The sequence below is a fragment of the Amycolatopsis mongoliensis genome, assembly GCF_030285665.1.
GTDB lineage: Bacteria > Actinomycetota > Actinomycetes > Mycobacteriales > Pseudonocardiaceae > Amycolatopsis > Amycolatopsis mongoliensis.
The window spans coordinates 1,732,178-1,755,411 of sequence record NZ_CP127295.1 but is presented as its reverse complement, the minus strand read 5'-3'; the positions used below and the strand labels follow the sequence as shown (position 1 = coordinate 1,755,411).

General features: G+C 69.0%; 20 protein-coding genes and 1 tRNA gene. 10 read left to right on the top strand and 11 right to left on the bottom strand.

All coding sequences use genetic code 11. The features are described 5' to 3' along the window. The first annotated feature begins 92 nt into the window (after window positions 1-92). The gene (locus QRX60_RS08330; RefSeq protein WP_286000191.1) at window positions 93-1,115 is read left to right on the top strand and encodes an ArsR/SmtB family transcription factor; all 1,023 of its coding nucleotides are present in this window, start codon (window positions 93-95) and stop codon (window positions 1,113-1,115) included. 101 nt (window positions 1,116-1,216) lie between these two features. After that, on the top strand, window positions 1,217-1,735 hold the full coding sequence (locus QRX60_RS08325; protein WP_286000190.1) for a hypothetical protein: 519 nt from the start codon (window positions 1,217-1,219) through the stop codon (window positions 1,733-1,735). Between the two features lie 2 nt (window positions 1,736-1,737). Here the strand turns inward: QRX60_RS08325 and rfbA are convergent, their stop codons facing one another. Further along, window positions 1,738-2,619: a glucose-1-phosphate thymidylyltransferase RfbA gene (rfbA, locus tag QRX60_RS08320; protein ID WP_286000189.1), complete on the bottom strand. Its 882-nt coding sequence runs from the start codon at window positions 2,617-2,619 to the stop codon at window positions 1,738-1,740. 56 nt (window positions 2,620-2,675) lie between these two features. After that, window positions 2,676-3,815: a sialidase family protein gene (locus QRX60_RS08315; RefSeq protein WP_286000188.1), complete on the bottom strand. Its 1,140-nt coding sequence runs from the start codon at window positions 3,813-3,815 to the stop codon at window positions 2,676-2,678. A gap of 198 nt (window positions 3,816-4,013) precedes the next feature. On the opposite strand from QRX60_RS08315, the gene QRX60_RS08310 reads away from it, so the two are divergent. Continuing rightward, window positions 4,014-4,682: a hypothetical protein gene (locus tag QRX60_RS08310; RefSeq protein ID WP_286000187.1), complete on the top strand. Its 669-nt coding sequence runs from the start codon at window positions 4,014-4,016 to the stop codon at window positions 4,680-4,682. 215 nt (window positions 4,683-4,897) lie between these two features. Beyond that, entirely contained in the window at window positions 4,898-5,752 is an 855-nt protein-coding gene (locus tag QRX60_RS08305) for a hypothetical protein (protein ID WP_286000186.1), read from the top strand. Between the two features lie 419 nt (window positions 5,753-6,171). Here the strand turns inward: QRX60_RS08305 and QRX60_RS08300 are convergent, their stop codons facing one another. Together QRX60_RS08300 and QRX60_RS08295 are read right to left on the bottom strand one after the other, a co-directional pair. Then, on the bottom strand, window positions 6,172-6,645 hold the full coding sequence (locus QRX60_RS08300) for an HIT family protein (protein ID WP_286000185.1): 474 nt from the start codon (window positions 6,643-6,645) through the stop codon (window positions 6,172-6,174). After that, complete coding sequence (locus QRX60_RS08295) at window positions 6,642-7,409, bottom strand: GntR family transcriptional regulator (RefSeq protein WP_286000184.1); 768 nt, start codon at window positions 7,407-7,409, stop codon at window positions 6,642-6,644. The genes QRX60_RS08300 and QRX60_RS08295 overlap by 4 nt, the downstream gene beginning before the upstream one ends. A 146-nt stretch (window positions 7,410-7,555) precedes the next feature. Here QRX60_RS08295 and QRX60_RS08290 point away from each other — a divergent pair, with 146 nt between their 5' ends. The 4 genes from QRX60_RS08290 to QRX60_RS08275 are packed head-to-tail and all read left to right on the top strand — an operon-like array spanning window position 7,556 to window position 11,065. Beyond that, entirely contained in the window at window positions 7,556-7,954 is a 399-nt protein-coding gene (locus tag QRX60_RS08290) for a hypothetical protein (RefSeq protein WP_286000183.1), read from the top strand. A 3-nt stretch (window positions 7,955-7,957) separates the two neighbouring features. Continuing rightward, complete coding sequence (locus QRX60_RS08285; RefSeq protein WP_286000182.1) at window positions 7,958-8,470, top strand: hypothetical protein; 513 nt, start codon at window positions 7,958-7,960, stop codon at window positions 8,468-8,470. Further along, window positions 8,470-9,873 (top strand): replication initiator, encoded by a 1,404-nt coding sequence (locus QRX60_RS08280; RefSeq protein ID WP_286000181.1) that lies wholly within the window; start codon window positions 8,470-8,472, stop codon window positions 9,871-9,873. Before QRX60_RS08285 ends, QRX60_RS08280 begins: the two co-directional genes overlap by 1 nt. Beyond that, entirely contained in the window at window positions 9,863-11,065 is a 1,203-nt protein-coding gene (locus QRX60_RS08275) for a tyrosine-type recombinase/integrase (protein WP_286000180.1), read from the top strand. The genes QRX60_RS08280 and QRX60_RS08275 overlap by 11 nt, the downstream gene beginning before the upstream one ends. Window positions 11,066-11,096: 31 nt before the next feature. Here the strand turns inward: QRX60_RS08275 and QRX60_RS08270 are convergent, their stop codons facing one another. Beyond that, the gene (locus QRX60_RS08270) at window positions 11,097-11,588 is read right to left on the bottom strand and encodes a YajQ family cyclic di-GMP-binding protein (RefSeq protein WP_286000179.1); all 492 of its coding nucleotides are present in this window, start codon (window positions 11,586-11,588) and stop codon (window positions 11,097-11,099) included. 129 nt (window positions 11,589-11,717) lie between these two features. Between QRX60_RS08270 and QRX60_RS08265 the strand changes: the two genes are divergently transcribed. Next, window positions 11,718-11,800, top strand: a tRNA-Tyr gene (locus tag QRX60_RS08265). Window positions 11,801-11,850: 50 nt separating this feature from the next. Here QRX60_RS08265 and QRX60_RS08260 read toward each other — a convergent pair. From QRX60_RS08260 to QRX60_RS08240, 5 genes are read right to left on the bottom strand one after another with little or no spacing between them, the layout of a single operon-like run. Then, entirely contained in the window at window positions 11,851-14,706 is a 2,856-nt protein-coding gene (locus QRX60_RS08260) for a carbohydrate-binding protein (protein WP_286000178.1), read from the bottom strand. 22 nt (window positions 14,707-14,728) lie between these two features. Next, window positions 14,729-15,589 (bottom strand): carbohydrate ABC transporter permease, encoded by an 861-nt coding sequence (locus QRX60_RS08255; protein WP_286000177.1) that lies wholly within the window; start codon window positions 15,587-15,589, stop codon window positions 14,729-14,731. Further along, entirely contained in the window at window positions 15,586-16,545 is a 960-nt protein-coding gene (locus QRX60_RS08250; RefSeq protein ID WP_286000176.1) for a carbohydrate ABC transporter permease, read from the bottom strand. The genes QRX60_RS08255 and QRX60_RS08250 overlap by 4 nt, the downstream gene beginning before the upstream one ends. Beyond that, the gene (locus QRX60_RS08245; RefSeq protein WP_286000175.1) at window positions 16,542-17,897 is read right to left on the bottom strand and encodes an ABC transporter substrate-binding protein; all 1,356 of its coding nucleotides are present in this window, start codon (window positions 17,895-17,897) and stop codon (window positions 16,542-16,544) included. Before QRX60_RS08245 ends, QRX60_RS08250 begins: the two co-directional genes overlap by 4 nt. Window positions 17,898-17,916: 19 nt before the next feature. Beyond that, the gene (locus QRX60_RS08240; RefSeq protein WP_286000174.1) at window positions 17,917-19,566 is read right to left on the bottom strand and encodes a glycoside hydrolase family 13 protein; all 1,650 of its coding nucleotides are present in this window, start codon (window positions 19,564-19,566) and stop codon (window positions 17,917-17,919) included. Window positions 19,567-19,738: 172 nt separating this feature from the next. On the opposite strand from QRX60_RS08240, the gene QRX60_RS08235 reads away from it, so the two are divergent. Then, entirely contained in the window at window positions 19,739-20,755 is a 1,017-nt protein-coding gene (locus QRX60_RS08235) for a LacI family DNA-binding transcriptional regulator (RefSeq protein ID WP_286000173.1), read from the top strand. A 60-nt stretch (window positions 20,756-20,815) separates the two neighbouring features. Here the strand turns inward: QRX60_RS08235 and lon are convergent, their stop codons facing one another. After that, window positions 20,816-23,218 carry an endopeptidase La gene (gene lon, locus QRX60_RS08230; protein WP_286000172.1) on the bottom strand — a complete coding sequence of 801 codons (2,403 nt, stop codon included), beginning with the start codon at window positions 23,216-23,218 and terminating at the stop codon, window positions 20,816-20,818. Window positions 23,219-23,234: the final 16 nt, after the last annotated feature.

Genomic DNA, 23,234 nt, shown 5'->3' with positions numbered 1-23,234 from the left:
CTTCGGCACCCGTATGCGATGCCACCACTGGACGGTGCACTTCACGCCGAGGCGCCGACGGGGGTCGCGCCGGGATCGCTCAGGGGGAGCCGGTGAACACCGAGGGGTTGCTGCGAATTCATTTCACGTCCGAGGACCAGGGCAGGGTGCGGCTGGCCACCTCCACGGACTGGATGTGGGAAGTGGTGCTGAGCCTGCATCTGCTGCAGCCGGGGGAACCGGATCCGGTGTTCGACCCCTGGCGACGGCGGCTGGCCGTATCTCTGTCACCCGAGCTGAAAGCGGCCGTGGATTTTCTGAAGGTCATCGATCCCAAGGCCAGCTACTTTCCGGACTTCCTCACCCCGGCGACCGAAACGGGCGATGTCGCCGATGGTATCAACGCGGTGCGGTGCACGCCCAGAGTTCAGTTTTCGGTCCAGCTCGCCGAATTGGCCCGCACACGGGCACTGCCGCCGCGGGTGCGATTGCTCGCCATCGGCGATAAGGACGAGGTCGCGCACGTCTGCCGGACGTTGCGGACCTATTACGACGCCGCGATCGCCCCGTTCCGGCAGCTGATCGACCTGCGGCTGGCGGAGGTGCGCCACGAGTACGCCCACATCGCGGCCGGCAGGGGCAGTGAAGCGCTGCTGCGATCGCTGGGGCCCGGTTACGACTGGCAGCCACCTCTGCTGCTGACCCGGTACCCCTTCGACCGCGACCTGTACCTCGGCGGACGGGGACTGCTGCTCATCCCGTCCTTCTACTGCGTCCGCCACCCGGTCACGCTGTTCGACCGCGAACTCTCGCCGGTGCTGGTCCTGCCGGTCCGGCGCGATCCCCGGTGGCTGTCCGGGAGCGGCCGGTGCGCGGCAGGCGGCGAAACGCTCGGTGATCTGCTCGGAGACACCAGAGCCAGGATTCTCGAACTCGCCGGGAATGATGCGCTCGCCACCGGCGCCATCGCCGGTAAATTGCGGATTTCGGCCCAGACGATCAGCTATCACACGAAAATCCTGCGAGATGCCGGCCTCATCACCAGCAACCGTGACGGTGCTTCGGTGGTGCACCACCTCACGGCCATGGGTGTCGCTTTGCTGAACGGCCGCCCGACCCCGGTGGGGCAATGGTGATCGCGGAGATTTCGAACCTGGTCGAAAGGTGTGGTGGAAACCAGGAATAGAGCGAGGATCGAGCCGTCCGGTTACGACACCTCGACGATGGGGAGAAGTCCATGGTGAAAAGTCGGCCGATCGCTGTGCTCCTGAGCTTGGCCGCTGGGTTGCTGCTGGCGGTGGGGCTGGTGGTTCCCGCGTCCGCGACGACCACCGCGAGCCCGGGGGCAGCCGCTTCCGCCCGGCAGGCCTGCACGATCCAGGCCACGGCGTTCGAACAGAAGGGGAACACCAACGTCGTCACGGCGGCACGCACCCTGTGCGGGCCGGCTGCCCTGGCGGCACCGGACTCGGTGGCCGCCAACGTGCACGTCGGCTACGGGTGCCGGGACAGCAACTTCGAAGGCACCTGCTGGTGGTTCGACGTGGCGAGCCCCGGCTGTTCGGGCGGCCGGGTCTGGACGTGGAGCACCATCGTCCAGAACAACGTCCTGTCGTCCTGGGAGGCGGTCGGGACCTGTAGTCACGGCATCCTCTACGACCTGCCCGGCCCCGGCGGTGCCAGCATCACCTGCTACACGTGCTACGGGCTCGGCAGCATGAACGACAAGACCTCGGCGCTGCGGGTCTACCCGTAACGCTAGGTCGAAGCTCCCGCCGCTACGGCGACTGCCTTCACGTAGTCGCCGTAGCCGGACTTCGCCAGCTTCTCGCCCAGCGCGTAGCACTCGTCGGCGTCGATGAAGCCCATCCGCAGCGCGATCTCCTCGAGGCACGCGATGCGCACGCCGGTGCGGTGCTCCAGCACCTGCACGAACTGGCCGGCTTCGAGCAGCGAGTCGTGCGTGCCGGTGTCGAGCCAGGCGAAGCCGCGGCCGAGGTCGACCAGCGACGCCCGGTCCTGGCGCACGTACGCGAGGTTGACGTCGGTGATCTCGAGCTCACCGCGCGCCGAAGGCGTCAGCGCGCGGGCGATCTCGACGACCTGGTTGTCGTAGATGTATAGCCCGGTGATCGCCTTGTTCGAGCGCGGCTTGGCCGGCTTCTCTTCGATGGACACCAGCTTGCCGTCGGCGTCGACCTCGCCGACGCCGTAGCGCTCGGGGTCCTTCACCGGGTAGCCGAACAGGACGCAGCCGTCGAGGTTGCGCACGGCCTGCTGCAGGCGGCCGGAGAAGCCCTGGCCGTAGAAGATGTTGTCGCCGAGCACGAGCGCCACGTCGTCGTCGCCGATGAAGTCCGCGCCGATGACGAAGGCCTCGGCCAGGCCGTTCGGGCTGGGCTGCTCGGCGTAGGAGAACGAGACGCCGAACTGGTCGCCGTTGCCGAGCAGCTTGCGGAACATCGGCAGGTCGGCGGGGGTGGAGATGACGAGGATCTCGCGGATCCCGGCCAGCATCAGCACCGAGATCGGGTAGTAGACCATCGGTTTGTCGTAGACCGGCAGCAGCTGCTTCGACACCGCCTGGGTGATCGGGTGCAGGCGTGTCCCGCTGCCTCCGGCCAGCACGATGCCCTTCATGAACTGCCTCCCTCTCCGCGGCCACGACCCCGCCACCCTACGGGCAGGGCCCGCCGTCAGAAGGCCGGTCCCTTGCCGAAGTACGCGGCGCAGTGGCCGTTGAGCCACTCGGTGGCGATCTCGAGCACGTTCCTGCCGTCGTCGACCGGCAGCAGCGTCGAGGAGTAGTTGGGGCAGAAGTTGTTGTAGATGCCGGTGATGTGCACCGGGGCGGGCAGCTCGTACCAGTGGCCGCTGCCGAAGTTGTCGTTCGCCAGCAGCACCTGGCCGTTCTGCGGCTGCGGCTGGCCCTTCGCGTTGGTGTAGATCTGCCCGACCATGACGATCCGCACGCCGTTCGGGCCGCCGGGGAAGAGCGTGATCGTCTGCGCGTGCTGGAAGTAGTTGCCGTTCGCGGTGTCGACGCGCGTGCCGGGGTCGGTGGGGCTGCCCCAGTTGGCGCCGTCGGGGGAGATCTTGAAGTACGGGTCGCAGTAGCGGTCGCGGAAGTTGCAGATCTCGTAGGCGAAGTAGTAGCGGCCGTCGGGCAGCCTGCGGATGATCGGCATGCCGGGCCGGACCCGGTCCGGCGGGATGGCCATGGTGAGCTGCTTGGTGCCCCAGTTCACGCCGTCGGTCGAGGCGACGCGGTTGAGGACCTGCGCGTACTTCGGTGCCTGCGTCTCGTCGGCGAAGTGGAGCCAGAGCGTGCCGCCGGCGTCGACGGTGAACTCGGGCTCCCAGATGCCGTCGATGTTGTGCGAGCGGGCGGCCTCGGACAGGAAGCCCCACGAGCGGCCGCCGTCCTTGCTGGCCCACACCTTGATCCCGACGCGCCGCTGCGCCCCGGCGTCCTGCCGGTAGGAGGCTGCCCAGAGCAGGGTGCCCGCGCGGAGCCGGCCGACCCGCTGCGGCAGCTCGTAGAGGGTGCCGCAGCACATGCCGTACCGGCCGTCGGGGTCGTGGATGGCACCGATCTGGTGGAACGTCTCGCCCTCGTCGGTGCTCTCCATGACGGGCGTGAACTTGCCACCGGCGTCTTCGCTGGTCAGCGCCGCGATGATGTGCCCGCGGCCGAAGATCGAGTAGTCGAGCCGGACCAGGCGGGCGTAGGAGCCCAGGCCGGGCAGGAGCTGCTTGCGCTCGGCGGCACTCGCGGGGGTCAGTGTCGCGCCGATCACGGTGAGTGACAGCACGAAGGCGAGCAAGCGGCGCATTCCGACCCTCTCCACGCGGTGACCGCGCGATTACAGCACGCCGGCCGGGTCCTTCGTGGACAGTCACACGGGGCATTCGCGCGTTCGAGGGCTCCGCTGTGCCCGTCCGGGTGATCGCTCACGCACAGCGACGGTAACGCTCCGGCAAAGGACGCCGAAAGATCACCTGGGGGCCGGTGGTGGCCCCGAGGGGGAACGATGAAACTCCGGCTGTCCTGCCTGCTGGCGGTGGTCCTGGTGTCCGCGTGCGCACCCGCGACGGGGTTCGGCACGATCGTCGGGGCGCCGACGTCGTCTTCGACTGAGGTGCCGACGCCAACTACTTCGGCAGCCCCGGCGCCGCGCGACGTGGCGACCGAGACGCACACAGGCAAGGGTGAGGGCGAGTTCGCGGTGACGTGGCCGGCGGACCAGCTGGGCTTCTTCACGTTCGACTGCCCGAAGTGCGGGTCGAACGTGATCATCAGCACCGACGGCGGCGAGTTCGGCCTGGTCAACGCGATCGGCAAGTACCAGGGCACGACGTGGCTGAACACGGACCCGGACCGCCCGACGAGAAAGGTGACGGTCCTCGCGAACGCGGCCTGGACGGCAACGATCGCGGACTACCGGAGCTTGCCGGCGGTAGCCGCGGGCGCACCGACATCGGGCAAGGGCGACGCGGTGTTGCGCGTGCCGGCGGGGATCACGCACGTGAAGTTCACGGCGAAGACCAAGGGCAACATCGGCCTGTGGGTCCACTCGGAGGAGGACCGCGACCTGCTGGTCAACGAGATCGGCGATGTGGACGTGGACCGTGAGGTCCGTGGGCCGGCTTACCTGCGGGTGGACGGGTACGAAGCGAGCTGGACGGTGACACCGTCCTGACCCGCGGGCGTCTACGGCGCCCGCGGGCCGAGGGGATCAGCGGTAATTCGTGAACTGCGTCCGGCCTGGGGTAATGCTGTGGCGCGGGGCTCTGAGCTGCGGGTTTGTGCCCGTTGATGGTCGTCGTCGGTCGTCGCTAGTTGGTGCCATCTGTACCGGATTTGTACCCGGCGCGGCGAGTCGGTTGCGGACGTCTGGCGACGTACTCTGGGGCAATGGGTGAAAAGCCGACTGACGCCGAGACTGCAGAGGCATTGTTAGCCTCAGGATTTCTTCTTGAGCAGAGGGTCGCGTTGGTGCTTGAGTGTCGCGGTTACTCTACTCGTATCGCGGGGTCGTATGTGGATCCTGACGAGGGAAAGCCGAGAGAGATCGACGTAATCGGCTTGAAGTATATTGCCACCGACGAGCAAGCTGAGCATCCAATTGCGCAGATTGTTGTAATTGAGTGTAAGAGTAGTCCTCAGACTCACGTCGCCTTTACGAGGCCGTGGACGCCGTATGAACGAGGGAATCCGCCATTTGAGCTGAGGCTCTCCAAGGTTGATAATTCGGAAGCTGAGAAGCATCGACCTGTTAACCCTGTGCCTGGCCAGTCGTACCAAGTCAAGCGCGCTTGGGAGACGCTCGGCTTGGGCGACGACTGGGAAGTCTTCCGCTTGAACAACATTGAAAAAGCGGTGCAGATCGTTAGAATCGAGAGAGAGGGTAAAGGGTTTAAGGCAAGGAATGTCCTGCCGGAGATTGGATATCCACCTATTAAGGCCGCGTTTGATCTCAGGCGCACAATGTTGGGTGGGGAGACAAAATCGGGGAGAGACGGTGCGATTTTTCCGGCATGTGTCACCGGTGGAGACTTAAAGGTTGTCGATCCTGTCGGCGTAGATGAAGTGGTGCTGCAAGACCGCGATTTTGTCGCAGTTGTGCACGAGAATCGAGCGTCGTGGATGGAGGCTAGCAGGCATCGGCGAAGTATTTTTGACGTGGTCCCATTTGTGCACCTGGAAAAATGGTTAGATCACGTTGATGGTGTGACTGACCGGCTCAATATGCGGGTGCGAGGGGCTTGATCAACAGAGTGGATGGCCTCTCGGTATCTCGTCGACCTGGCGTAGCCCGATCACGCCGCGTCAAGGGGGCACCTTCCGCTGACCGTGACTGAGCTCCGAAACCGCCCCCTTGACGCGGCGTGATAGCCCTCCGGGAGGTTGACGAGATGCCGTCTGGCCAACCACGGACGCAACATGCGAGCCCCGCCGGCCATCTCGGAGACCTGCCCGTCCGGCGAGGACAACTCTTCTCGGATCCACGGCTCACCCGAACCCTTCGGCCCACTCGCCCCGGCCGACTCGCGGGGGACCGGCCGCCAGGCCGCACGCCCCCGCGAGGGCTTGGCCGGAGCAAAGAGCTGGGGCCGAGTGGCCCCGCAGGGGCCGCCTTGATCCTGTAGAGAAAGTTCTCACCAAGCCTCCGCCTCACGGGCAGCGGCTCAACCGAGAAGAGTCCGAAGCGCTGCAGCGTCGCTGGCGAGTTTCGCAGGATCGATCTTGGATTCGTCGCCACTCTGAGGCAGCAGCGGGAACGGCCTCCCCGGAGCAGGGTCCTCGACGAAGCGCGGCAGTAGGTGCGTGTGGAGATGCGGGACGGTGTTCCCCAGCGTCTCGTAGTTCATCTTGAGTGGCCGATAGAACGTGGCCAGCGCCTTCGCCACGGTCAACGTCGCCTTCCAGTACGCCTGCGCCTCCGAGTCCGTCAGCTCGAACGGCTCGACGACGTGACGTCCGCGCCAGATCACGAGCGTGTACCCGCGCTGGATATCGGCCCGCTGGAGCACGGCGTCCACATCGGCCGTCTCGAAGATCCGGATGCCGTAGGTGTCCTCGTCCAAGCGCCTCGACTGGCACATCTCACAGGCTTCGCCGCTGATCCGGTCAGCCCAGTTGCCGGGCCACTCGCTCGTCATGGCTGAATGTCGCCTTCGTTCCATTCGTAGATGAACTCGTGCTTGTCGCCTGCGTAGACGTCGTGAGCGGCCTGCAACGGCCTGCCGTCCTTGTCGTAGTCGACGTCCCACATATGCATCACCGGCACCCCCGCGTGGAGGTTGAGCAGCTCCGTCTCCTCCGGGGTCGGCATGAGCGCGCTGAACACCTCGACCCCTCGGAAGAACGTGTGCCCCAGCGACTCGATCAGCTCGTCGGGCCCCTCCGGGAGCGCGTCGGGTGATTCGAGCCGGGTGTCCGCTGCGAGCCACAGCGGGTAGTAGCTCGCGGAGACCACGACCGGCTCTTCGTCGAGGAACTGCAAACGACGGCGTACCACTGCCTCGTCGCCGGGTGAGGCGCGTAGCCAATGAGCTGCGTTCGCGGGAAGGGGAGCGCGCCCGACGAAGAGGATCCGGCGCGACGGAACCCGGCCCTGCTCGATGGCTCCGACGTCGAAGACGGGCTTCCCGGTGTCCCGGTGGGCCGCGTGGCGTCGTGCTGCCGAGACGCGACGGAGGGGTGGGCGGCGTCGGACGAAGGTGCCGCGTCCGAACTCGGTCGTCACCAGGCCCTCGGAGACCAGGTAGGCAATCGCCTTGCCGGCCGTCGCCTTCGTCGTGCCGTACTGAGCGATGAGCTGTCGCTCGGACGGAAGCACGGCCCCCGGAGCGAGTTCGCCCTGCATGATCGCGGCGCGTAAGTCGGCCGCGATCCGTCTGCTGAGCGGTAGCCGTTCCGACACGGGGTCTCCTTCGCTGCGTCAACGTCCAGCGTACGGCCTCCCTAGTGAGACCTCCACACCTCGCTTGACAACCTCCCTAGGGAGGTGCAATCTGAGAATACCTCCCTAGGGAGGTTGACCGGGTCGGCGCGACGACGGAGGCGAACATGGGCGCTCTTGCACTGCTGGATGACGAGCGGTACGTGACGGTGATCCCGGAGCGGTTCCGGTTCTCCGACGAGAACCCGCTGACGCTGGAACCGTTCGGCCGCAACAAGTTCGGTGACCTGCCGCCGTACGTCGAGGACGTGATCACGGACGTCGTCGGGCTGACCGAAGCGAAGTGGGAAGCGCTCGTGGACGCGGGGGAGACCTACACCGTCGTCGGGCCGTTCCAGTACTACTCCCTGGCCCCGCTGTTCCGCACGTTCCCCGATCGCGTGCACCGTGCTGGCCCCGCTGGCTGGTGCCCGGACTGCTGGGGCACCCTCGCGGCCTGCGATCGGGACGGCTCCGTGACCGGGACCGTCGGCACGGCCTACGTCTGCTTCTGCGCGGGGGTCTGAGCCATGACCGCCATGCAGCTCGGTGACGTGCTCACCTTCGACTGCTCCCGCTGCGGGCAGCCGCACATCCAGGCTCCCGTGATCGCGTGGACGCCGTGCTGGTCGTGCTCGGGCATGGGCACGCTCACGCCCGGGTCCGGCGTCGCCTGCCGCACCTGCCGGGGCGAGGGCCGGTTCGGCTCCTACTCGGAGATGGTCGTGGCCCGGCAGGAACGCCACTGCGCGCAGGTCCGTCGCCTGCCTGGCGAGCGGTTCCGCCTGTCCGATGTGGACTCGGAGACGGGCCGCCGGTTCTGCGACCTGCGGTTCGCTGACCTCCCCGAGCTGGTCCAGGACCTGGTCCTGAACATGGGCGTCTCGCTGGAGCGCTGGAACGCCCTCGTGGAGCGAGGGGAAGTCCTCGAAGTGCCCTGCCTGGACGGCGTGCACTCGGTGTCCCGTCCCGTTGTGTGGGGTGACCGCCGCTCGACCCGGACCGGTTGGCCGGGCGCCGCTCGGGCGGGGGTGGCTGCCTGATGGTGGCTGCTCCGGCTGGCTTCGGTGAGGTGGTGGCCGCGTTCTCGGAGTCCGGCACGCTGGACCCGGCGCTGTCGCACGTCCTCGCCCGCGCGAACTTCGACACCTGGGCCGGGAAGGTCAAGGCCGCTCGGGGTTGCGCGAAGCCGGTCCGGATGGCCGGGGGATCCACTGTGGTCGACTCCTCCGGCAAGGTTGTCGCCGAGCTGTCCGGCAGCGTGTTCGTCCCCTGCAAGAACCGGCGCGCGTCGGTGTGCGAGTCCTGCTCCGCCCACTACGCGCACGACACGTTCCACCTCATCCGCGCTGGCATGGCCGGGGGCAAGGGTGTCCCCGAGACCGTCACCGGTCACCTGCGCGTGCTGGCGACGCTGACCGCGCCGTCGTTCGGGAAAGTCCACTCGCGACCGTTCCGCAATGGACACGTGCGCCGCTGCTCCTGCGGTGAGCTGCACTCCCAGTACGACGACGTCCTCGGTACGCCCCTCGACCCGGAGGCCTACGACTACGTCGGGTCGGTGCTGTGGCAAGCCCACGCCGGGGAGCTGTGGCGCCGCTTCACCATCGCCGTGGGGCGCAAGCTCGCTCGGGCCCTCGGGCTGCGTCCGGCTGAGCTGCGCGAGGTCATGCGCCTGTCCTACGCCAAGGTCGCGGAGTACCAGCGGCGCGGCCTCATCCACTTCCACGCCGTCGTGCGCGTCGATGGCCCCGAGGGACCGGACGGACCGCCCCCGCCGGCCGAAGTGACCGGCGACCTCCTGACCGCCGTGATCGAGGACGCGGCGGCCTCCGTCGTCGTACGCGCCCCCGAGTCCCCGGCGGTCGGCGTGGTCGAGCTGACCTGGGGTGAGCAGGTCGACGTGGAGCCCATCGCGGCCTCGGAAGGCGCCTCGGAGGACTCGGACGGTGGTTGGCACGACCGGCGCGTCGCGGGCTACGTCGCCAAGTACGCCACCAAGGGCACCCGCCTCACCGAGGGCTCCGACTACCGCATCCGCTCGGCCGAGCACATCGAACAGCTTCCGATCACCGAGCACCACAAGCAGCTCATGCGCACTGCGTGGCGGCTCGGTGGCCTGCCCGAGTACCGGGAGCTGAACCTCCGGAAGTGGGCGCACATGCTCGGGTTCCGGGGCCACTTCCTGACCAAGTCCCGCCGCTACTCGACGACGTTCGGGCAGATCCGCCGTACCCGGGCGGAGTACCGCCTCGATGAGCAGCGTGAGGCCCTGGGCATCGCCGACACCGAGGTCCTGACCGTCGTCAACGACTGGTCCATGACCGGCATCGGCTACCACAACGACGCGGAACGACGGCTTGCCGCCGTGTTCGCCGAACTGCACCTCGCCCGGCGCAAGCTCGACGGCCAGGACGACGACGGTGGGGGACCACATGGCCGTTGACGACCTTTGGTACCTGCGGAAACGCGACTCCGTCACCGGCGAACGGCTGCGTTCGAAGCGCCACGGACGCGGTAAGCGCTGGCGCGTGCGCTGGGTGGACCCGGACACCGGACAAGCCCGTACCGAGCTGTTCGAGCGCCGCGCCGACGCCGACCGGCACGACGCGAACATGCACGCCGACATCTCGCGCGGCCAGTACGTCGACCCACGCGCCGGACGGCTGACGTTCAAGGACTACGCGGACCAGTGGCGGCAGACGCTGCTGCACCGCCCGAGCACGGCCGAACGCACCGAGCGCGTGATCCGGCGGCACCTGGTGCCCGTGCTCGGTGAGCTGCCCATCGCACAGATCCGTAGCTCCCACATTCGGGGCTGGGTAAAGGATCGAGTCGCGAAGCTCGCTCCGAGCACGCTCACGGTCGTCTACTTCGGGACCCTCGTCCCGCTGTTCAACGCGGCCGTCGCCGACAAGCGCATCGGGACGTCCCCGTGCGTCGGCATCCGGCTGCCGGAGATCGAGGACGCCCAGTACTACATCGCGCGTCCCGAAGAGGTCCACGCGCTCCACGACGCGCTGCCGGAGCGGTACCGGCCCATCGTCTACCTGGCGGCTGGCTGCGGCTGGCGTGGTGGCGAGATCTTCGGCCTGGAGCGGGACGCGATCGACTTCGACGCGATGGAGGTCGAGGTCCGGCATCAGCTCACCGTGGTGTCCGGCCGCACGCCGTACCTGGCCCCGCCGAAGACCAAAACCAGCCGCCGGGCGAACGAGCTGCCGACGCTGGTCGCGAACTCCCTGCGCGGCCACCTGGAGACCTTCCGGTCTCTGCCGGAGGAGATCGACGACGAGACCGACCCCCGCCGGCCGATCCGGCGGCCCGCCAACCTCGTGTTCACCCGGGGCGACGGCCGTCCGATCCACCGGGCCGACTGGTCGTACATCTGGCGTCCGGCCGTGAAGGCCGCTGGGCTGCCGGAAGGCTTCGGCCTGCGTGACCTGCGGCACTACTTCGCCACGGTGCTGATCTTCGGCGGAGCGAACGTCAAGACCGTCCAGCTCGCCATGGGCCACACCACGCCCGCGGTGACGCTCAACACCTACGTCGGCTACTGGCCGGACGCGGTGGACCAGACGCGGACGCTCGTCGACTCCGCGCTCGGTTGTACCGACGTTGTACCCACGGGCACCTGAAACCAGATACCCGCAGGTCAACGAGGGTGCGTCACCGGTAATTCGTGAACTGCAACGCGATCTCGAAGTCCTTGCCCTTCAGCAAGGCGATCACGTCCTGCAGCTGGTCCTTCTTCTTGCCCGAAACCCGCAGCTGATCACCCTGGATCTGGGCCTGCACACCCTTCGGCCCCTCATCCCGGATGAACTTGGCGATCTGCTTCGCCTTGTCCGACGCAATGCCCTGGAGGATCTTGCCGCCGATCTTGTAGATCTTGCCCGACAGGGCCGGCTCGTCCGCTTCGAACGCCTTCAACGAGATGCTGCGCTTGATCAGCTTCTCCTTGAACACCTCGACCGCGGCCAGCGCACGCTCCTCCGTCTCGGACTCGATCGTGATCGCCTCCTCGCCGGACCAGTTGATCGTCGTGCCCGTGCCGCGGAAGTCGAACCGGGTGCCCAGCTCCTTGCTCGCCTGGTTCAGCGCGTTGTCCACCTCCTGGCGGTCGACCTTGCTCACGACGTCGAAAGAGGGATCCGCCACGTGTCCTCACACCTCGTACTCGCTTGTCAGGGGCCACCCAGCCTAGCCCCCACCGGGGGGCGGGCATCCCGGTTGACCCCCGCTCCGACCCGTTGGGTAAGCTTCTCCCCGGCCGGTTCGACCGGCCATGGCGGGTTACCCGAGTGGCCAAAGGGGACTGGCTGTAAACCAGTTGGCTTACGCCTACGGGGGTTCGAATCCCTCACCCGCCACCCACGGAGAAGCCCGGTGACCGACGAGGTCACCGGGCTTCTTTCGTCGGCTAGAAACCCGAGTTCCCGGGACCCCTCACCAAGGTGTACCCGCCGTCGTTCAGCAGGCCGCCGGACGCCGCTCCGGTCACCGACGTGTGCGCGATCGAAGCGCTGCCCGTCGCGTTCGTCTCGATGCCGTACGTGCCCGCTCCGGCGATCGTCACGCGGTCGAAGCTCAGCTGCGTGATCGACTTCTGGAAGCTCAGCAGCACACCCTGGTACGTGCTGTCGGTCACCGTCAGGTCCTCGACGACGACCGGCGCCGCGATGTCCGCCGAGTCCGCGTAGATCCAGAGCCCGCCGAGCGCCGAGTTCCAGTTGTGCTCGAAGCTGCCCGTCCGCAGCAGCGTGTTGCGCCGGATCGACGTCGTGCCGGACAGCGGCACCGGGTTGAACCGGGTGCCGGCCGTGATGCCCGAGCCCGCCTCGACGTTGTCCGACACGACGTTGTCCTCGACGCGGTTGCCCGCCCCGCCGAAGACGCCGATGCCGTTCGCCAGCGCCGGCGACTGGACCGTGTTGAACGTGTACGCGCTCCCGGCCACCGTGTCGCCTTCGGAGAACATCGCCAGCCCGTCGTCGCCCGTGTTGCGGACCATCGACTGGTCCACCCGCACGTTGCTCGTCCCGGCGTCCTTGGCGTGGATGTTGACGCCGTCCGCGAACGTGTCGCGGATCCGCGTGCCGACCACGTACAGGCCATTCGTGCCCGAGTCGGCCCACAGCCCGACCTTGGTGTGCTCGATCCACAGGTTCTGGACGAGCGACCCGGTGCCGAAGTTGCCGTCGAGGGCGCCGTCCGAGCCGTTGTCGTCGCGGATCCGGACGTCACCGAAGATCGCGAAGTCGGCCAGCGTCACGTTGCTGCCCGTGCCGAAGAAGCCACCGCGAGGGCCCGTGCCCTGGATCACCGAGTACCAGGGACCCGCTCCGTAAACGCGCACGTTCGCGACAGTGATCTTCGACGTGATCCGGAACGTCCCGGCCGGGATCCACACCGGCTTGTTCTGCGACGCGCCCGCCGCGATCGCGGCGTTGATCGCCGACGTCGCGTCCGAGCCGTTGTCCGGCACCGCGCCGTACGACGTGATGGACAGCGCACCCGCCGGGGCGGTCGCCGCACTGGGTGCCTGCTCGGCGTCCAGCAGGTCGACGTCGTAGTACGCGGCCGTGCTGGACGCGTCCTTCTGCAGCTTCAGCACGGTGCCCGCGGGCCAGTCGCCGATCAGCGCGCGCGTCTCGTCGTAGAACCGGTGCGGGCTGCCCTGCGACGGCACGTTCGTGTACGGATAAGCGCCGTAGACCCAGCTGTAGGTCGACGTCAGCGTCAGGTCGCGGACCTTCGTCCCGTTCGCGTACAACGCCAGCGGCGCGGTCTGCCCGGCGCCGTCCGCGCTGTCCGGGATCGAGAACCGCACGGTGACGGCGTTCGCGGGCTGCGTCAGCGTGAAGCTCACCGACTGCCCGGTCGCGCCCAGCCGCACCGCGCGGCGCCCGCTCGACTCGGCCTGGACCGTGTGGAACGTCCGGTCCGCGGCGAGCACGGTCCCGGTCGTCGACCCGGCTTCGGCCTCGTACTCGGTGTACGGCGTCGTCGCGCCCCGGGCGGCCGGCGCCGTCTCGTTCGCGACGACCACGCTGTCGACCAGGACGTCGCTGCCGGTCCCGGCCAGCTGCAGCGTGTTGACGCCCGCGCGGACCGGCACCGAGACCGTGGCCGTCCGCCAGCCGCTGCCGGACGGCAAGGTCGCGGATCCGGCGTCACGGCCGTTCGCCGACACCGTGAGGGTGCCCGCGTTGGCGAAGCGAATCGTCGCGGTCGCCGTTCCCGCCGACGCCATCGCGAAGGTGCGCACCAGACGCGCGCCCGGCGTCGCTAAGCCCGTCACATAGCCAGGTCCGGTGTACCCCGCGGTCGTGGCACCGACGGTCGCGCCGCCGGAGAGGAACGCGGCTTCGGCTTCGCCAGGACCAGCAGGCACCGAAACTGTCACGGTCAGGCTGTCCAGGTTCACGTTGCCGGAATCGGTGCTGTCGAAGGCGTATGCCACCGTGTGGTCGCCCGCGGCCAGCGTCACGGACTCGGTCGCCGACGTCCAGGTGTCCCAGTTCGCCGACGCAGGCAGCGACACCTGACCTTGCCGGACGCTGTCGACATAGAGCGAAAGCGTCATGGCCACACCCGTGCCGTTCGCGTACCGGAGGGCGAGCGACTGCGTTCCTGCAGTCGTCACGTTGACGGCGAACGACGTCCGCGCGGCCCCCTTGTTGCCGTCGGTGTACCCGCCGACGAAGCCGCTCCCGCTGTAGCCGGGGTGGTCGGTCGCGACGACCGCGCCGCCCGAGAGCGTCGCGTTCTCGGCCTCGAACAGCGGACCCACTTGCCCGGCCGCGGACGGCGTCACGTCGAGGCGGTCGAGGTTGACGTTTCCGCTGTCCCCCGAGCCGAAGGTGTAGGACACGCTGTGCGCGCCCGCGCCGAGCGGGACGGCCACGCTCGCCGAGCCCCAGCTGTCCCAGGAAGCTGTTGCGGGCAAAGAAATCTGCTGTGCCGTGGAGTCCACGGTCAGGGTGAGGGTCCGGGAAGAGCCGGTGCCGTTCGCGTAGCCGAGCGCGAGGGTGTACGAACCCGCCGAAGCGGCGGAGACAGCGAAGGTCGTCCGCGCGGTGCCAAGATGGCCGTCGGTGAAACCGCCGACGAAGCCGGAACCGCTGTAGCCGGGATGGTCGGTTTCGACCACAGCGCCGCCGGAAAGAGCAGCGGATTCGGCTTCCAGACGGGTGGTCGCGGCGTGCGCCGGGACCGTGGACACCACCGCGGTGAAAGTGAGCACCGCGACGGCCAGGACAGGGGATCTGCGCATCTGTTTTCTCCCAACCAGAGAGTCAGCCCTTGACGGCTCCGCCCAGCGCGTTGCCGCGCAGGAACATCCGCTGGAACACGAGGAACAGCACGACGGGAATCACCGTCGAAATAGCCAGAGCGGCGAGGAAGACGTCCAGCTCGACGAACTTCTGCAACGCCGGCAGCCGGACCGAGAGCGGCTGGACTGCCGGGTCGGGCAGCACCAGCATCGGCCAGAGGAAGTCCTTCCAGGCCGCCACGATCGCGAACACCGAGACGACTCCGAGGATCGGCCGGGACATCGGCAGCACGACCGACCAGAACAGCCGTAGCGGCCCCGCGCCGTCAACGCGAGCGGCTTCGAACACCTCACGCGGGAGGTTGTCGAAGAACCGTTGCACCAGCAGGATGTTGAACGCGCTGGCACCCGACGGAAGCCAGACCGCCCAGAACGAGTTGATCAGTGAGAAGTCCACCATGGACAGGTACAGCGGCACCAGCAGCACGACCGCCGGGACGAACAACGTCGTCAGGACGACCCCGGTGAGCACGCGACGGTAGCGCGGCCGCAGCACCGACAGCGCGAACCCGGCCGTCGTCGCGACGATCAGCTGCACCAGCCACGACCCGGCGGCGACCCACACGGTGCTGAGGAAGTACTTGTCGATCTGGACGCGCGTCCACGCCGTCGAGAGGTTGGCGAAGTCGATCCCGTGCGGCCACAGCGCGAGTGGGTCGCGCAGCGTGTCCTGCGTCGGGGTGACGGCCGCCTTCGCCAGCCACAGCATCGGCCCCAGCCCGGCCAGGAACAACGCCGCGAGCAGCAGTGCGTGCAGCGTGCGGGTGGTGCGCCGGACCACTGGACGCCGCCAGTCCGACGGCGAGAGCAGGGCGCGCGTCATGACTTGCTCCAGGAGCGGGTGAGGCGGAAGTACACGGCGGAGAACAGGCCCAGGACCAGGGCGAGCAGGACGCTCAACGCGGTCGCCGCGCCGTAGTCGCCGCCGAGGCTGTCCGCGAAGGCGTAGTTGTAGACGAGCAGCAGGATCGTGGTCGTCGAGCGCGCCGGGCCGCCACCGGTGAACAGGAACGGCTCGAGGAATACCTGCGCCGTGCCGACGATCTGCAGGATGAACGTGATCAGCAGGACCCCGCGCAGGTGCGGCAGCGTGACGTGCCAGACCTTGCCCCAGACCGACGCGCCGTCGATCTCGGCCGCCTCGTACTGCTCGGGCGGGACGCTGGTCAGCGCGGCGAGGTAGATGATGATCGTGGCACCGGCCGCCGCCCACGTCGCCTCCGCGACCAGCGAGAACATCGCCGTCGACGCCGACTGCAGCCACGGCGCCGGGCTGATTCCGACGGCGCCCAGCACGGTGTTGAACACGCCGTTCGGGCTCGCGTCGTAGAAGAACTTCCACAGCAGCACGGCCACCACCGGCGGGATCACCACCGGCAGGTAGGCCAGCGCGCTGTAGAGCCCCTTCGCCCGCCGGACCTCGCTCATCAGCACCGCGGCGATGAGCGGGATCGGGTAACCGAGCAGCAGCGCCAGCACGGCGAACCACAGCGTGTTGCCCGCGGCGTTCCACAGCTGCGGGTCGCCGAGCACGGCCTTGTAGTTGTCCAGTCCGACGAACACCGGGGCCGAGACGAGGTTGGTCTGCTGGAAGCTCATCACGACGGCCTGGCCGATCGGCCGCCACGAGAACAGCCCGAACACCGCCAGCATCGGCAGCAGGAACAGCACGGTGCCGAGGCCGCCGCCGCGCACCCACGTCAGGGGGGTGCGCCGGCGGCGGGCCCGGGCCGGGCGGCGCGAGGTCGCCGTCGCCGGCCGGGCCGCCGTGAGCGTCACGGCTTGTCCAGCAACGCCTGGGCCTGCGTCTGCGCGTCGGCGAGCAGCGCGGGGATGTCCGCGCCGCGGTCGGTCAGGACCTTCTGCGCCACCGGGTCGAGCAGGCCGTAGACCTGCTGGGTGGACCGCGTCGGTTCCGGGATCAGCGGCTGGCCGAACATCTTGTCCGTGTACGGCGTCATCTGCTTCACCGGCACGTTGACGTACTGCGCGATCCAGCCCATCCGCTGGTCGTAGGTCGCCTTGTCGAACACCGGCAGCTCGGGCGAGCCGACCGCCTCGCCCGAGTCCGCGGTCGTCTTCGCGTCGGCGACCGCCGCGGCCTGGTCGGCCTGCTTGCTCAGGTAGTAGAAGTCGATCCACTTCACGGCCGCGGCCTTGACGGCGTCGTTCGCCTTGGCGTTGACGCCGGCGAGCGTGCCGCCGCCGAGGACACCGGCGTCCGGGCCGTCGAGGGGGAGGGCCGTGACGCCGTAGTCGTCCGCCTTGATCGCGTTCTGCGCCTTCAGTGAGCCGTAGTTGCCGCCGCCGGAGACGTACATCCCGATCCGGCCGGCGGCGAAGTCCTGGTTGATGCCGTTCCAGTCGTAGAGGAAGTTCGCGCCCATGCTGTTGTCGTCCCACCGCATGGTGTGGATGGTCTGCAGCGCACGGGCCATCTGCGGGGTGTTCAGCGTCGCCGTCGCCTTGTCGCCGGCCAGCTGTTCGGTGCGGCCGCCGAAGTCGTAGTCGAGCGTGGTGAGGATCCAGCCGCCGGTGTTGTCGGTGGTCAGCTGGGCGTACCCGGCCTGGCCGGTCTTCTGCGCGATCTGCTTCGCGTCCGCGCGGATTTCGTCCCAAGTGGACGGTGGCTTGTCCGGGTCGAGACCGGCCTGCTTGAAGAGCGTGCGGTTGTAGTGCAGGGCCTGGCCGTGGGCGGCGATCGGGACGGCCCACATCTTCCCGTCGGCGGCCGAACCGGCCTTCGCGACCTCGGGGTTGAACTTCTTCGCATACGGCAATTGGTCGACCAGGCCGCTGATGTCGGCGAGCTGACGGCGTTCGATCAGGCCGCGGCCGTCGGTGAACGGCATGGTCAGGACGTCCGGGAGGGTGCCGCCCGCCAGTTGCGCGGTGAACGTCGTCGCGTCCCACTTGAACTCCTGCGGGACCAGGTCGATCTTCGGGTTCGCGGCTTCGAACTGCGTCACCCGGGCGTTGAACGCGGCGACCGCGCCTTGGTCCAGGCCCGGTTCGATGGACACCTTGACGACGGTCTTGCCGTCGGCGGTGGTGGTGTCGCCGGCGCCGGAACAGGCGGTCAGCGCGGCGGCGGCGCACAGGCACACCGCGGCGATCTTCGAGGACTTCATCGTCACTCCTGGCGGGGTTTCAGACTCGCAGCCAGACGGCTGTGTCGGTGGGCAACTGGGCGTCCGTCAGCTCTTCGCTGGCGAGCAGGACTTCGAGGTGGACGGGCAGGTCGAGCGGGGTTTCGCCGAAGTTGACCAGGCAGAGCAGGTCGTCACCGCGGCGGAAGGCGAGGACGTCGGCGCCGCCGTCGGCCGCCCAGGCGAACTCCTCGCCACGCAGCGCGGGCTCGGACCGGCGCAGCGCGATCATGGTGCGGTAGAGCGTCAGCATCGACCGGGGATCGCCGTCCTGCCGCTCGACCGAGTAGTCACCCCAGTTCGCGGGCTGGGGCAGCCAAGGGGTTCCGGCGCCGAAGCCGAACGCGCTGTCCGCGTCGGACGTCCAGGGCAGCGGGACGCGGCAACCGTCGCGGCCGGGGTCGGTGCCACCCGAGCGGAAGTGCATCGGGTCCTGCAGGACGCCGAGCGGGAGGTCCTCGACCTCGGGCAGACCCAGCTCGTCGCCCTGGTAGACGTACAGCGAGCCGGGCAAAGCGGCCGACAGCAGCGCGGCCGCGCGCGCCCGCCGCTGCGCCTTCACGAGGTCCGTGGGGATGCCGAAGGCGCGGGCGACGAAGCCGAACGAACTGTCCTCACGGCCGTAGCGGGTCGCCGCGCGGGTGACGTCGTGGTTGGACAGCACCCACGTCGGCGGCGCGCCGACCGAGCCGTGGGCGTCCAAAGTGGACACGATGGCGGTGCGGAGTTCGCCGGCGTCCCACGGGCGCATCATGAAGTCGAAGTTGAACGCCGTGTGCATCTCGTCCGGCCGCAGGTAGCGCGCGAAGCGGCGCGGATCGGCCAGCCAGACCTCACCGACCAGCACGCGCGGCTCCGCGTAGGAGTCGGCGACGGCCCGCCAGCTCCGGTAGATGTCGTGGATCTCGTCGCGGTCGACGAACGGGTGCGCGTCCGGCGTCACCTCGTTGGGCAGCGACGGGTCCTTGACCGGCATGGTCGCGGAGTCGATGCGGATGCCCGCGACACCCCGGTCGAACCAGAAGCGCAGCACGCGCTCGTGCTCGGCGCGGACGTCCGGGTGGTTCCAGTTGAGGTCCGGCTGCTCGGGCGCGAACAGGTGCAGGTACCACTCGCCGGGCGTGCCGTCCGGTTCGGTGACGCGCGTCCAGGTGCCGCCGGAGAAGCTGGACTCCCAGTCCGTCGGCGGCAGCTCGCCGTGCTCGCCGCGGCCCGGGCGGAACCAGAACCGTCGGCGCTCCGGCGATCCCGGCCCGGCGGCGAGCGCGTCCCGGAACCACTCGTGCCGGTCCGAGACGTGGTTGGGGACGATGTCCACAATGGTCCTGATGCCCAGCCCGGCCGCGTCGGCGATCAGCTCTTCGGCCTCCGCGAGGGTCCCGAACGCCGGGTCGATCGCGCGGTAGTCGGCGACGTCGTAACCGCCGTCGGCCAGCGGTGAGGAGTACCAGGGCGTGAACCAGAGGGCGTCCACCCCGAGGCTCTTCAGGTAGGGCAAGCGGGCGCGGACGCCGGCGAGATCGCCGGTGCCGTCGCCGTTGCCGTCGGCGAAACTGCGGGGATAGATCTGGTAGATGACGGCGCCGCGCCACCACGGCGTCCCCTGGCCGGGGGCGGTGGTCAGCGGGCTGGTCGAGAGGTCGGTGGTCACGGGACTCCCGTTCTGGCTCAACGGTTTCCGGAGCGCGGCGAAGGGTGCGGACCGGCGTCCGCAGCGATTAGGTTTAGCGCTATACCTCGCTAGACGGTAATGTCGTCCTGAGGTGGTTGTCAACGGCCGGTCCCGTAACCTTGGCGCCGGGGTGAGCGAGAGGAGTCCGAGGGTGCGCGTCACGCTGCGGGAGGTCGCCGAGCAGGCGGGCGTGAGCATGATGACCGTGTCGAACGTGATGAACGGCAACCGCGCGCGGGTCTCGCCGAGCACCATCGAGAAGGTCCAGCGCATCGCGGACGAGCTCGGCTACGTCCCGAGCGCGTCGGCTCGCAGCCTCGCGACGAAGGCGTCCCGGCTCGTCGGCCTGCTGGTGCCGGCCGCGGACGAGGACAGCCTGATGATCAGCCCGCACACCATGGCGATCGTCGGCCTGATCGAGCGCGAGCTGCGCAAATACGGCTACCACTTGCTGCTGCGCGGGGTCGCCCACCCGGACGAGGTCGCCGAAGCGCTGCGGTCGTGGAGCCTCGACGGCGCGATCCTGCTCGGCTTCCTCGACGAGGAGGTCGGCAAGCTGACGAAGAAGACGATCGGCGCGGTCCACGTCGTCGCGATCGACAGCTACTCGGCGAACCGCCTGACCACGGGCACGCGCTCGGACGACTTCGCGGGCGCCCGCCTCGCGGCTCGGCACCTGCTCGACCTCGGCCACCGCCGGATCCTGTTCGCCGGCCCGGCGTTCAGCGGTGTCGGCGTGGTCCACGAACGCTTCGAGGGCTTCTGCCAGGCGTTCGCGGACGCCGGTGCCGAGCGTCCGGGCCTGGTGGAGACGGTCAACACGACGTACGCGGAAGGCCACGAGCTGGGGCTGGTCCTGCGGGAGCGCCACGACCTGACGGCGGTGTTCGCGACGGCCGACATCCTCGCGGTCGGCATCGTCCACGGCCTGACCGAGACGGGCACGCGCGTGCCGCAAGACGTCTCGGTGGTCGGCTTCGACGACCTGGACCTCTGCAACTACGTGACCCCGAAGCTGACGACGATCTCGCAGGACATCGCCCGCAAGGCGTCGACAGCGGTGTCGATCCTGATGGGCTCGATCGAGAAGGGCGAGCGTCCGAAGCAGCCGGTGACGATCGACGTCTCGCTCGTCGAGCGTGAGTCGACCGCCCCGGTCCGGACATAGGAAACGGCCGGTTTCCCTTGGGGGAGAGGGAAACCGGCCGTTCAGCGGCGGCGTTCGGGGTTACGCCGCCTGGGGAACCGGCGTCGAAGCCGGGGTCAAAGCGAGGTCGAGGACCTCGCGGACGTTCGCCACCGCGTGGACGTCCAGCTGGGACAGCACCTCGGCCGGGACGTCGTCCAGGTCCGGCTCGTTGCGCTGCGGGATGATCACCGTCTTCATCCCCGCCCGGTGCGCCGCCAGCAGCTTCTGCTTGACGCCGCCGATCGGGAGGACGCGTCCGGTCAGGGACACCTCGCCGGTCATCGCGACGTCCGCCTTCACCACGCGGCCCGAGAGCAGCGACGCCAGCGCCGTCGTCATCGTGACGCCCGCGCTCGGCCCGTCCTTCGGGACCGCGCCGGCCGGCACGTGGACGTGGATGCCGCGGTTCTTCAGGTCACCCACCGGCAGTTCCAGCTCCGCGCCGTGCGAGCGCAGGTAGGACAGCGCGATCTGGACGGACTCCTTCATCACGTCGCCGAGCTGGCCGGTCAGCTGCAGCCCGGACGCGCCGGACTCCTGGTCCGCCAGCGACGCCTCGATGTAGAGGACGTCACCGCCGGCACCCGTCACCGCCAGGCCCGTCGCCACCCCCGGGGTCGCGGTCCGCTGGGTCGACGCGGGCAGCGACGACTCCGGCACGTGCCGCGGCCGGCCGAGGTAGGTCTCGAGCTCCGGAGCACCGATCGTCAGCGGCAAGGACACCTCGTCCAGCGCCACCTTCGTCGCGATCTTGCGCAGCACCTTCGCGATCGTGCGGTTCACGTCGCGCACGCCCGCCTCGCGGGTGTACTCGGCCGCGATCCGACTGAACGCGGCGTCGGTCAGGCTGACGTCCGCGGTGCCCAGGCCGGCGCGCTCCAGCTCCCGGGGGAGCAGGTGGTCGCGGGCGATGGTGACCTTCTCGTGCTCGGTGTAGCCGTCCAGCGTGACGAGCTCCATGCGGTCCAGCAGCGGACCGGGGATGGTCTCCAGCGCGTTGGCCGTCGCCAGGAACACGACGTCGGACAGGTCCAGCTCGACCTCGAGGTAGTGGTCGCGGAACGTGTGGTTCTGCTCCGGGTCCAGCACTTCGAGCAGGGCGGCCGTCGGGTCGCCGCGGTAGTCGGCGCCGACCTTGTCGATCTCGTCGAGCAGCACGACCGGGTTCATCGAGCCGGCTTCCTTGATGGCGCGGACGATCCGGCCGGGCAGCGCGCCGACGTAGGTGCGGCGGTGGCCGCGGATCTCCGCCTCGTCGCGGATGCCGCCGAGGGCGACGCGGACGAACTTGCGGCCCATGGCCTTCGCGACGGACTCACCCAGCGACGTCTTGCCGACCCCGGGAGGGCCCGCGAGGGCGAGCACCGCGCCGGACCGGCGTCCGCCGACCGGGCCCAGACCCGATTCGGCACGACGCTTCCGGACGGCCAGGTACTCGATGATCCGTTCCTTGACGTCGTCGAGGCCGGCGTGGTCGGCGTCCAGGACAGCCCGCGCGGCGGCGATGTCGTAGACGTCCTCGGTGCGCTCGTTCCAGGGCAGCTCCAGGACGGTGTCCAGCCAGGTGCGGATCCAGCCGCCCTCGGGGGACTGCTCGGACGTGCGGTCCAGCTTGTCCACCTCGGCCAGCGCGGCCTTCTTCACGGCGTCCGGCAGTTCGGCGGCCTCGACGCGGGCGCGGTAGTCGTCGTCCTGCGCGGTGCCGTCGAGCTCGCCGAGCTCCTTGCGGATGGCTTCGAGCTGGCGGCGCAGCAGGAACTCCTTCTGCTGCTTCTCCATGCCCTCGGCGACGTCCTTGCGGATCGTGTCGGTCACCTCGAGCTCGGCGAGGTGTTCCTTGCTCCACTCGAGCGCCTTCTCCAGGCGTGCGCTCACGTCGAGCGTGGTCAGCAGCTCGAGCTTCTGCTCGGTGTCGAGGTACGGCGCGTTGCCGGACAGGTCGGCGATCGCGGAGCCGTCCTCGACCTGCTGGACGGCGTCGATCAGCTGCCAGCCGCCGCGCTGCTGGAGGATCGAGATGACGACGGCCTTGTACTCGGCCGCGAGCTTCGCGGTCCGGTCGTCGGTGGTTTCGGGGGCGTCCTCGGCGTGCACCCAGCGGGCGGCGCCGGGGCCGTCGGCCATCCGGCCGACGAGGGCGCGCGCGGTCCCGCGCAGCAGCACGGCGGCCTTGCCGCCGGGCACGCGCCCGATGCGCTCGACGGTCGCGACGGTGCCGTACTCGGCGTACTCGCCGTGGACGCGCGGGACGATCAGGACCTCGGCCTTGGTGGCGCCGGTCGACCGGATGCCGGGGAAGGACGCCTGGCTCGGCGTGCTCGCCTGGGCGGACTCCACCGCTGCCCGCGTCTCGGTGTCGGTGAGGTCGAGCGGGACGACCATGCCCGGCAGCACGACGTCGTCATCGAGCGGGAGCACGGGCAGGAGGCGGGTGTCGGACATGTGCACTCCTCGTGTA